This is a genomic window from Sphingobacterium sp. SG20118 (assembly GCF_044740685.1).
Classification (GTDB): Bacteria; Bacteroidota; Bacteroidia; order Sphingobacteriales; family Sphingobacteriaceae; genus Sphingobacterium.
In genome coordinates this window covers 4,501,674-4,512,804 of the sequence record NZ_CP172826.1, presented here as the reverse complement: position 1 = coordinate 4,512,804, position 11,131 = coordinate 4,501,674, and the positions used below count along the sequence as shown (strand labels likewise).

7 protein-coding genes are annotated in these 11,131 nt (G+C 44.7%); all 7 read left to right on the top strand.

From position 1 onward, the window contains the following. The first annotated feature begins 168 nt into the window (after positions 1-168). The 7 genes from ACFX5U_RS20635 to ACFX5U_RS20605 all read left to right on the top strand — a co-directional run bounded on the left by ACFX5U_RS20635 (position 169) and on the right by ACFX5U_RS20605 (position 11,026). Complete coding sequence (locus ACFX5U_RS20635) at positions 169-1,503, top strand: sugar porter family MFS transporter (protein WP_400261959.1); 1,335 nt, start codon at positions 169-171, stop codon at positions 1,501-1,503. 2 nt (positions 1,504-1,505) lie between these two features. Next, positions 1,506-2,456: a carbohydrate kinase gene (locus tag ACFX5U_RS20630; protein WP_400261958.1), complete on the top strand. Its 951-nt coding sequence runs from the start codon at positions 1,506-1,508 to the stop codon at positions 2,454-2,456. 104 nt (positions 2,457-2,560) lie between these two features. Continuing rightward, positions 2,561-5,602 (top strand): SusC/RagA family TonB-linked outer membrane protein, encoded by a 3,042-nt coding sequence (locus ACFX5U_RS20625; protein WP_400261957.1) that lies wholly within the window; start codon positions 2,561-2,563, stop codon positions 5,600-5,602. Positions 5,603-5,615: 13 nt separating this feature from the next. Further along, the gene (locus tag ACFX5U_RS20620) at positions 5,616-7,340 is read left to right on the top strand and encodes a RagB/SusD family nutrient uptake outer membrane protein (RefSeq protein ID WP_400261956.1); all 1,725 of its coding nucleotides are present in this window, start codon (positions 5,616-5,618) and stop codon (positions 7,338-7,340) included. A gap of 19 nt (positions 7,341-7,359) precedes the next feature. After that, positions 7,360-9,036 carry a GH32 C-terminal domain-containing protein gene (locus ACFX5U_RS20615; RefSeq protein ID WP_400261955.1) on the top strand — a complete coding sequence of 559 codons (1,677 nt, stop codon included), beginning with the start codon at positions 7,360-7,362 and terminating at the stop codon, positions 9,034-9,036. Beyond that, entirely contained in the window at positions 9,036-10,535 is a 1,500-nt protein-coding gene (locus tag ACFX5U_RS20610) for a glycoside hydrolase family 32 protein (RefSeq protein ID WP_400261954.1), read from the top strand. The genes ACFX5U_RS20615 and ACFX5U_RS20610 overlap by 1 nt, the downstream gene beginning before the upstream one ends. 242 nt (positions 10,536-10,777) lie before the next feature. Continuing rightward, positions 10,778-11,026, top strand: coding sequence for a hypothetical protein (locus ACFX5U_RS20605; protein WP_038701542.1), 249 nt, complete (start codon positions 10,778-10,780; stop codon positions 11,024-11,026). Positions 11,027-11,131 lie beyond the last annotated feature (105 nt).

The window sequence follows — 11,131 nt, the reverse complement described above, 5'->3', positions numbered from 1 at the left end:
TTCAAAAATCACGATTTTATGTTTATAGACTTTACTGTAATACGTTGGTAATCATATTGTTTAGTTGTTATTGATGAGATGTGACAATTTTCATTGTATTTGTTCTTGATTTCTATATCCGCAGTCGCTTTAAGCCCCTAGATTTGGTTCTAATCAATTATAAGTGATATGAACAAAAATATGGTATTGGCCTGGTCATTCGTCGTGGCCTTGGGAGGTTTTTTATTTGGATTTGATACAGCAGTTATTTCGGGTGCGGAAAAAGCGGTGCAGGTATTTTGGAACTTGACCGAATTTGAGCACGGCTCGACGATGGCGATCGCCTTGATCGGTACCGTCGTGGGGGCTGCATTAGGGGCGTTACCTTCCGATAGATTTGGGCGAAAGAATACCCTATATGGCGTTGCACTCCTTTATTTTTTCTCCGCCATTGGTACGGCGATAGCACAAGACTGGTCTCTATTTATGATCTTCCGTTTCTTAGGGGGGATCGGAGTGGGGGTGTCTTCGGTGACAGCTCCGATTTATATTTCTGAAATATCTCCAGCCAAGTCCAGAGGAAAGTTAGTAGGGCTTTTCCAATTCAATGTCGTACTCGGAATCTTGATCGCCTATCTGTCCAATTACCTGATCGGTCAATCGGGGGGAGAATCGTGGCGTTGGATGTTAGGCGTACAGGCATTCCCTGCGGCGCTATTCTTTGTACTGATATTTTTCATCCCAGAGAGCCCGAGGTGGTTATTGTTGCACCGTAATAGACGGGAAGAAGCTGAAGCTACCATGAAAAAGATAAATGCTGACAATTATATCGAAGAAGTACAACTCATTCTCAGCAACCGAAATGCCAGTCAAGCTTCAGGTCAACAAGCTGCACCTTTATTTTCAAAAAAATACCGGACACCGTTGCTACTGGCCATCTTGTTTGCCGTATTCAATCAGGTATCGGGCATTAATGCCATTATCTACTACGCCCCGCGCGTTTTCGAAATGGCGGGGTTGGGCGCACAAAGTTCGCTGCTCTCTACCGTGGGTGTAGGGTTGGTTAATTTTATCTTCACCTTGTTGGCCATTAATTTCATTGACCGAATAGGTCGCCGTAAGCTGATGTTGGTGGGGTCTATAGGTCTTATCATCTCATTGGCACTGGTGTCCTTCGCTTTTTTATCAGGCCATACCGAAGGTCTATCCATCACTTTTTATCTGATGCTTTATATCGCGTTTTTCGCCTTTTCGCAGGGTGCGGTGATCTGGGTATTTATCGCTGAGATCTTTCCAAATGAGGTTCGTGCAAAGGGACAAACCATCGGGAGCCTGACACATTGGGTGATGGCTGCTGTGATTACATTCTGTTTTCCGGCTTTGACCGAGTTTTTAGGAGGAGGATATACCTTTTTGATATTTGCAGGTTTTATGGTACTGCAACTCCTATTTGTGATCCGCATGATGCCCGAAACCAAGGGTACTTCTTTAGAAAATATCAACCAGACCATTAATTTACATTAAGCATGAAAAGTGAACAATTAGCAATAAAAGGCGTCTGTTTTGGCGAAGTGCTATGGGATAATTTGCCTACTGGTAAACAGCTTGGTGGTGCTCCGCTAAATGTAGCCTACCACCTCAACAAGTTGGGGATAGTGACGCAGATGCTGACGCGAGTAGGTCAGGATAGGAATGGCGATGAGTTGATTGCGGTATGTGAGGAGTTGGGGATACCCACGCGGCTGTTTCAGGTGGATCCTGAGCAGGCCACTTCTACAGTAGAAGTGCATATCGATGAACAGAAGGATGTTACCTATGAAATTGTATATCCCGTAGCTTGGGATCATATCGAATTGGTGGAGTCGGATGTCAGCGTTATTCAACAGGCGGATTTCCTCGTTTTCGGTAGCCTTTCTTCTCGAAACGATGTTTCCTACCATACGTTGAAGCAGCTCCTACAAGTGGCCAAGTACAAAATACTGGATGTTAATCTTCGCTTACCTTTCTATTCGAAAGCGCGTGTACTGGAGCTGCTGGGATATGCTGATCTGGTCAAGATGAATCGAGAAGAGCTTGGCATCATCGCCCAATGGCTGGAATTGCCAAAAGAAGATAACGATGGTAAGTTAGTGGAGCAGGTGATGCAGCGTTATGCGATGGATGAGGTGATTGTCACCTATGGTGCTGCGGGAGCGATCTACCACGCTAAACGAGCGGCCATAAGTTATCATTTTCATGCTTATCAAGTGGATGTGAAGGACACTATTGGGAGTGGGGATTCCTTTTTGGCTGCCTTCCTATCCAAGCGCATGCGCAGTAATGCAGGTGCCGGTATAGCAGAAATCATGGGCTTTGCAGCGACTTTGAGTGCCTTTGTCACACAGAGTACGGGGGCCTGTCCGAGTTATGATGCACCTACGATCAATCATTTTGAATGGATCCATTATTTGGGGAGAGAAGAGGTCCGCTCAGATTAAATCTAGCAATAGCTAAAACAAACAATTATAAACGAACAAAAATTACTAAACTATGAGAGGAATAGTCTTAACACTATTGTTCCTGGGATGCATGTTTCTCAACCGTGTATGCTCAAGACATTCCGCTGTCTGGAAGAATTTCAGATTTGGACGGACTTCCGCTTTCCGATGTGACGGTCACCGTAATGGGTACGAAAAATGTGACGAGCAGCGATGAAAGTGGAAATTTTAAAATCAATGCAACCAAAGGTGCGCAGGTACGTTTCACCCGTGTGGGGAAGAAAACGACTTACTTGGTTGTGGGCGAACAAGCCATTGTAACCGTCACTATGGCTGAAGGGGAACAGCTGGAGGAGGTGGTGGTTACGGGCTATCAGACGCAGCGTAAAGCAGATCTGACGGGTGCGGTTGCTGTCGTGAAGATGGATGAGATAAATGCCCCACTGACTGGTAATGTGATGAAAAGCTTGCAGGGTAGGGTACCAGGGGCATTCATCACAACCAATGGTTCGCCAGATGGATCGGCAAATGTTTTGATCCGTGGCATCGGGACACTGGGTAACAATAGCCCCTTGTATATCATCGACGGTATGCCGAGTACCAAATCGATGAACGAAATATCGGGACTCGATATCGAGTCGATCCAAATTTTGAAAGATGCTTCGTCATCCAGTATATACGGATCTCGGGCGGCCAACGGTGTCATCATCATCACCACCAAAAAAGGGGGTAAGGGTGGTACTCGAGTAGATGCACGCGTGTCTACAGGTATCAAAAACTATGCGAAGTCGCTCGACTGGCTCGATACGAAACAACGGGGTTATGTACAATGGCAGGCTGCCCGAAATGATGGCACAGATCCAAATTTTGGGGTATACCGATTCAAAGATTTGCAAAATAGCGATGGCACTTGGCGGTTGGATGAAATCATCCTGCCCGAATATATCGATGAGGCTAAAACCATGCGGGCAGCGAATACCGATTGGGTACAGGAAGTGGGGCAGACTGCTTTGGTCCAAAACTACAACCTGAGCTTAATGACGGGTAATGATAAAAGTCGTGCGCTATTTGCGGTGGATTATTTCGACAACCAAGGAACGGTAAAAGGGACTTATTTTGAACGCCTTTCTGGACGTTTAAATACCGACTTCAGCTTGTTGGACGGGCGTGTGACCATCGGGGAGAACTTGTCCATTACCAAAATAAAACAAGATGTATTGGGCAATGTGCTAGATCGTACACGCACGATACAGCCTATCGTACCCGTACATACCGTAGATGGTATCGGTTGGGGCGGACCGGTAGCGGGAATGAGCGATCGTCAGAATCCGGTCAGGCTCATTGCAGACAATGACCAGAATAGACGCAATATGTTACGCCTATTCGGAGATATGTTCATCGAAGTGAAATTATTGGAAAACCTGAAATTCAGATCGATGCTGGGTATGGATTATTCCTTCTTGTGGGATCGTAATATGCAGAAGACTTATGTATCGGGATTTATGTCTGAAAATACAGCGAGCTTGAGCAATGTGAACAATAGGTGGGGTAATTATGTCTGGAACAATACGCTGACCTATAAATGGGATGTGCAGGATAAGCATCATTTCGATTTTTTGGTCGGACAGGAAATGATCGACTACTATGCCGAGAATCTACAGGCTGGACGTCGTAAGTTTGCCTCTGAAGATCCTGATTATATGTACTTGGACGCTGGTGAAGGAATCCAGACCAATAGTGGCAATGGTACCGCTTACCGCCTGCTGTCGTATTTTGGTAAAGTCAACTACAATTTCAATGATAAATACTTACTATCTGCAACTGCACGGTACGATGGTTCATCACGATTTGGAGCCAACAATCAATTTGGATGGTTTCCAGCTGTATCTGCAGGTTGGCGGGTGAGCCAGGAGGATTTCCTGCAGTCGGTAGAGCTGCTTTCGGACCTGAAAATTCGGTATGGATGGGGTAAGGTAGGAAATCAAGAAATTGGCGATTTCGCCTCATTCGGCATGTATCAGGCGAGTTATGCGACCAATCCAACTTGGGATCCGGACAATGGAACGGCTTACGATATCAATGGCGTGGGTACGGGCGTATTACCATCTGGCTATAGACGTGTGCAGCAACCCAATCCCAATCTGCGTTGGGAGTCGGCTACGCAACACAATATTGGGGTAGACTTTGGTTTTTTCAATCAGAAATTGACAGGTTCATTCGATTATTTTCAAAAAAATACGGAGGATATCCTCATATCACCACCCTTTATCGCCACGTTGGGTGAGGGTGGTAATCGATGGGTAAATGGGGCGAGCATGTCCAATAGAGGATACGAGCTCTTGTTGTCCTATGCCGCTTCTCATAACGATTGGAAGTATGCTATTACTGGAAATATGGCTGGTTATCGCAATAAAATCGTCAAACTTCCAGAAGATGTGATCAACTCCTATCCCGGAAACGGTGTTGATCAGACCATCCTCAATAGACCGCTCAATTCCATGTTTGGCTATGTCGCAGATGGGCTCTTCAAGACAAAAGAAGAGTTGGATGCACATGCCGAGCAGATCGGGAAAGGACTGGGCCGCATCCGGTATCAAGACATCAATCAGGATGGCCGGATCGGGGATGAAGATCGGACCTGGCTGGGAATCGCAGATCCTGATTTTATCTATGGGGTCAACTTTTCGCTCGGATACAAACAATGGGACTTTAGTATGTTCTGGAATGGGGTATATGGTGGTTTGGTCAACAATTCAGCCAAAGGCTATACCGACTTTATCAGTTTCTTCGGTGGTGAAAACTACGGTACTCGGGTGCTGGATGCTTGGTCTCCACAAAACTCACAATCGGATATTCCTGCCTTGTCCTTTAATGACCTGAATAATGAGAAGCGATTTTCAAGCTATGTGGTCGAGAGTGCTTCGTATTTCAAGCTGCGGACATTGGAACTGGGTTATAGTTTATCTCCCCAAGTACTGAAACGAATCAAAAGCCAAGGGGTACGCTTCTATGTGTTAGGTGAAAATCTGCTGGCTTTTAAGAAAAATTGGGGCAATAATAAGTATACGGGCGTAGATCCGGAGACGCCGAATTCGGGATACCCGATTCCTTTCTCCATTACTGCTGGTATAAATGTTTCATTCTAATGGTAACCTTGTCATGAAAAAAACGATCAATATAGTATATACTGCACTATCCCTGCTTCTACTGAGCAGCTGCAGTGATTATTTGGATATCAACCCCAAAGGACAATTGGGCGAGAATCAACTGAACAATGCGGAGGCTGCGGAAAATTTGGTGATTGCAGCCTACTCCTCCTTGGGTAATGAGAATTATAACAATAAAACGAATAGTTTATGGCCCTATGGCGACCTGCGTAGCGGAGATGCCTATAAAGGAGGTGCCGGAACCGGGGATATGGAGGAGTGGAATCTCTATGAGACATTTGTATCCATGCGCGTGGATGTAGGGGGACTGGATCAAAAGTGGTACCGACAATATGTGGCCATATCGCGGGCAAATAATGCACTGCGGGTCATTAACGGGCTGAACGTAACCGATTATCCTAAAAAAGAAATAAGGGCTGCTGAAATGCGATTCTTACGGGCGCATTATCTATTTGAACTCAAACTGCTGTTTAAGTATGTCCATTTTGTGGATGAAACATTGGAACCGGAAGCCTATATCACCGTATCCAACAGGGAGTTTACCGATGCAGAGCAATGGAACAAAATCATTGACGAGTTTAGGTTTGCGGCAACGACGCTACCCGAATCGAATGATGGCCAAAAGGGCCGTGTCAATCAATACATGGCCAAAGCGTATCTGGCTAAAGCACTCCTATATGCGGCCTATGAACAGAATGAGCAACATGAAGTGACAGGTGTCAATGCTCAGAAGTTGGAAGAGGTCGTTACCTTGGTGCAGGAGTTGGAAGGTCGTTATGATCTGTCGCAGGATTATGCCTTCAACTTTTTATGTGAGTATGAGAATGGACCTGAGTCCATCTTCGCGGTACAAAATTCGCTGAATGACGGAACTGAATTTGGACGCTTGGATTGGAGTGCCATGCTCAATTACCCGATGAACAGTGAATATGGCTGTTGCGGATTTCACCAACCCAGCCAAAATCTGGTCAATGCCTTCAAGACCGATACCGACGGATTACCGCAGTTTAAGGATTTTAATAATACTGATCTGTCTACTGCTGCGCAGGTGAAAACACAACATGTAGACCCGCGTCTGCTGCATACTGTGGCGATAGTCGGACTTCCCTATAAGTATAAGGCTGATTTTATCTTTCAGAACAGTTGGGTCCGCCAGATGGAAACTTACGGCAATTACATGTCATTGAAGGAAGTGGTGCTACCTGATAATCCTTGTTTCAAGAAAGTCAATCCTTTTATGAGCAGTAGCAAGAATAGGGATATTATCCGATTTGACGATGTGCTGCTGTGGAAGGCGGAGGCGTTGATTGAGTTGGGTAGACCGGCTGAGGCGCTACCGATCATCAACAAAATAAGGAAACGGGCGGCTGAAAGTACGTTCAGGTTGGTGGACAGTCAGGGAGCCCCGACGGGACAATTCAAGATTGCGGAATACAAGGACGGCGTGAACTGTGCATGGACACAATCTTATGCGCGAGAGGCATTACGTTGGGAAAGGAGACTGGAGTTTGCGATGGAAGGATTTCGATTCTTTGATCTGGTACGTTGGGGGATTGCGGACACCTATGTCAACGGATACCTACAGAAAGAGAAGACGCGACGTAATTATCTGGCTGCTTCGGTATTCAAGAAAAACCGTGACGAGTATTTTCCAATACCGCTGTCGCAGATAAATTTTAGTAAGAAACTATATATACAGAATTTCGGTTGGAATTAGCTATTTTAAACATATAATTATGATAAACAGACTGATATTACTCTTGTTGATGTGTGGAGGACTTCCATTAATCACAACGGCGCAACAGCCATTTACCACCAAATTTGAAGTTGGGGAAAAGTATTTAAAGATTCCTATCAAAAATGGAGCAGCTAAACGAAACGTGGATATCTTACTCAACGGGGAAAAAGTAAGATGGTTTAATGTCGAACTCGCGGATGATACACCCGATTGGTATGCTTACTTGGATTTGACGGCGTGGAAAGGAAACACGCTGACCATTCATGTTGATTCGCTGAACAGCAATAGTAAAGCATTTGCACCTGTAGTACAGGAAGCAGATGATAGGAATAAGGCGGATTACCTTGAGCCGCTTCGCGGGCAATTCCACTTCTCGCCAAAGCGAGGATGGAATAATGACCCCAATGGTATGGCCTACTATAAAGGGGAGTACCACCTCTTTTTTCAACATAATCCTTATGGTGTCAATTGGGGCAATATGCATTGGGGGCATGCGGTATCTAAAGATCTGGTCCACTGGAAAGAAGTGGGCGAAGCGCTGTATCCGGATGAATTTGGGACGATGTTCAGCGGCGGTGGTGTCATCGATACCGAAAATACAAGTGGACTAGGTAAAGGTGGAGAACAGCCTTTGGTGCTCTACTATACGGCTGCTGAAAAAACGTGGAATCAAGGACTGGCCTATACTGTGGATGGACGCAAGTTTACCAAACTTCCTCATACGATTTTGGACAAAATCACGGATGGCAACCGCGATCCGAAGGTGATTTGGCATGCACCTAGCAAGCATTGGGTGATGGTACTTTATGTGACTGAAGCGAATGATCTGCACACCATGCATTTCTTTACCTCACCGGATATGAAGTCGTGGACATTTACAAGTAAGATCGTAGGTGGAATAGGGGATGATCGCTACATGCATGAATGCCCAGAGTTCTTTGAACTGGCTGTGGATGGGGATGAAAATAATAAAAAATGGATATTGACGGGTGCTAATAGCCAATATGCTATTGGAACATTTGATGGGAAAACATTTGTGCCACAGGAAGAACGTTTATTCAGTCAGCATGGAAGAGATTATTATGCTGCCCAGACCTTTAGTGATGAACCAAAGGGCAGACGTGTAGAGATCGGTTGGTGGCGCACGCATACCAACCAAGGGGCATCATCATTCAACCAATCAATGAGTATCCCTATGGCGCTCACCTTGAAACAGACTGCAGCAGGTGCAAGGCTTGTGCGTACACCAGTGGAAGAACTTCAAAAATTGAGAGGCGCTGCCACTAAATTGACGTCCAAGGAACTGGTTCCTGAAATGCAAAACTTATTGGCAAAAGTAGATGCTGAGACGGCTGAGATCCTGTTAACAGTAGCGCCCAAAGATGCCAAAATAATCCAGTTGACAGTACGTGGGCTGGAAATTAATTATGATGTCGCTAAACAAGAATTGGAAATCGATCAGGTACGTGCACAAGCTCCTTTAGAAGATGGTAAATTGGACTTGCAGGTATTTGTGGATCGTACTGGAGTAGAGGTTTTTGCAGCTAAAGGGGCAGTGTTTATGCCTGTCAATTATAATCTAAAACAAACAGATCACACCTATGGATTGCACGTTAAAGGTGGCAAGGCAGCGCTAGAAAACCTGGAATTGTATCAACTAAAAAGCATATGGTAATGAAGAAATATTTAAGTATCCTACTAGCACTTGTAGTACTTGGCGGCTGTCAAGCGCCTACTGAAACAAAACAAAATTTGGAAGAGAACTATCGACCAAGTTATCACTTTACTCCAAAAAAAGGATGGATGAACGATCCGAATGGAATGGTCTATCTGGATGGAACCTATCATCTATTCTTCCAACATAATCCGGACACAACGGTCTGGGGGCCGATGCATTGGGGCCATGCGACGAGTACGGATCTGATCCACTGGGAGGAACAGCCTATTGCCCTGTTTCCAGATAGTCTAGGGACTATTTTTTCGGGTAGTGCTGTGGTCGATAAGGATAATACGGCAGGATTTGGGAAGGATGTATTGGTCGCAATCTTTACCCATCACAATCCTAAGATAGAAGAAGAGAAAACCGGACTGCACCAATACCAGAGCATAGCGTATAGCTTGGATAAAGGGAAGTCGTGGACCAAGTACGAGGGGAACCCCGTATTGCCTAATCCGGGAATCTGGGATTTCCGAGATCCAAAGGTCATGTGGCATGCCGCGAGTAAGCAATGGGTGATGACCTTAGCGACCAAACAATCCATTACCTTTTATGGCTCTAAAAACCTGAAGGAATGGGCACGCTTGAGTGAATTTGGAAATGAGGTTGGGGCACATGGAGGGGTGTGGGAATGCCCGGATTTACTTCGTTTTGAGACGGCTGAAGGTGATAAATGGGTGTTGCTGGTCAGTATCAACCCCGGAGGACCTAATACAGGGTCGGCCACGCAATATTTCGTAGGTGACTTTGACGGAACGACGTTTAGCTCGGATCAAACGGATATCCGTTGGATGGACTATGGACCAGACAACTATGCGGGCGTGACTTTTTCCAATACAGGCGATCAGCATATCTTAATGGGCTGGATGAGTAATTGGGCTTATGCCAATACGGTACCGGCATCTACCTGGAGGAGTGGCATGACAATACCGAGGACACTCTCGCTAGAAAAAATTCAGGAACACTGGCACCTGGTGTCTACCCCCATTACCAAGGATGATCAAACCTCGGGAGCACAGCAAATAGGTGCTATAAGAGTGCAGAACGGATCCGAAGATTTGAGCAAATATATCAAAGAGGCTCATGGAGCATTTGAACTTTCATTTGAACTGGATGCGGTGGCTTCATTTAATATGGTGCTCGCAAATGAAAAGGGTGATGAATTGGTGTTTGGCTTTGATGAGACGAACAATCAATTTTTTGTGGATCGGTCAAAGGCTGGGGATGCGAATTTCAGTCCCTCATTTATTCAACGTACAGTAGCGCCACGTATCGCATCTGCTCAGAAGATGAAGTATAGCGTGCTGCTGGATCGAAATTCGATCGAGATTTTTGCAGATGGTGGTTTATCGAATTTGAGTAACCTGTTCTTCATCGATCAGTCTTTTGATGTATTGACATTTAAGTCAGCGAAAGATGTCGAGGTCAAGAATGTGAAGGTAAATGTCATCAAGTAACATGGGATGGTTTGGATCATAGATTTCCATTTTACACGTCATGATGAAAAGGCCCGTATGTTAAAGACATACGGACCTTTTGTTACAAGAGGAATAGTCTGTTTCTTTACGGTTATAATTGCCGGATTTATGCGATAAAGCTGCGTTGACAGGGATATTATGGTCATTTTTACGGCTGTATAACACTTCTTTTGAGCGGAACAGAAGTATGCTTAAATTTCTTTTTTGTATATTAGTGTGATATGGAATTAGCAAATATTACAAAACAGAGACTTGTTGAGGCTCAGAAAAATGGGTATACTGCAATAATTACGAAGTACAATTCTAATCCTTTAGAGCCAGTCTGGATTTTTGAGAAAGTAAAAAAAGAAAAATTATTTCAATTTTCGGAAGAGCTTAATGACACCTTTCAATTGTGTTATCCTATCTCAGAAGCTATTGAAACGGTAGATGAATATCCGTTTATTGGCAAAGTAAAATTACCAGATTAGGATCTAGTAGATTTGAATCTTTTCAACAAGTAAAACCAAGCCATTTTGGCGAGATTAAGCTGCACGTTGAGAAGCTGCAAGAAATAGAAAAATTATAAATATTAT

Excerpts from the sequence above, each read along its gene's own strand:
- ACFX5U_RS20630 (WP_400261958.1), top strand. The coding sequence starts at position 1,506 with ATGAAAAGTGAACAATTAGCAATAAAAGGCGTCTGTTTTGGCGAAGTG.
- ACFX5U_RS20605 (WP_038701542.1), top strand. The coding sequence starts at position 10,778 with ATGGAATTAGCAAATATTACAAAACAGAGACTTGTTGAGGCTCAGAAA.
- ACFX5U_RS20620 (WP_400261956.1), top strand. The coding sequence starts at position 5,616 with ATGAAAAAAACGATCAATATAGTATATACTGCACTATCCCTGCTTCTA.
- ACFX5U_RS20635 (WP_400261959.1), top strand. The coding sequence starts at position 169 with ATGAACAAAAATATGGTATTGGCCTGGTCATTCGTCGTGGCCTTGGGA.
- ACFX5U_RS20610 (WP_400261954.1), top strand. The coding sequence starts at position 9,036 with ATGAAGAAATATTTAAGTATCCTACTAGCACTTGTAGTACTTGGCGGC.
- ACFX5U_RS20615 (WP_400261955.1), top strand. The coding sequence starts at position 7,360 with ATGATAAACAGACTGATATTACTCTTGTTGATGTGTGGAGGACTTCCA.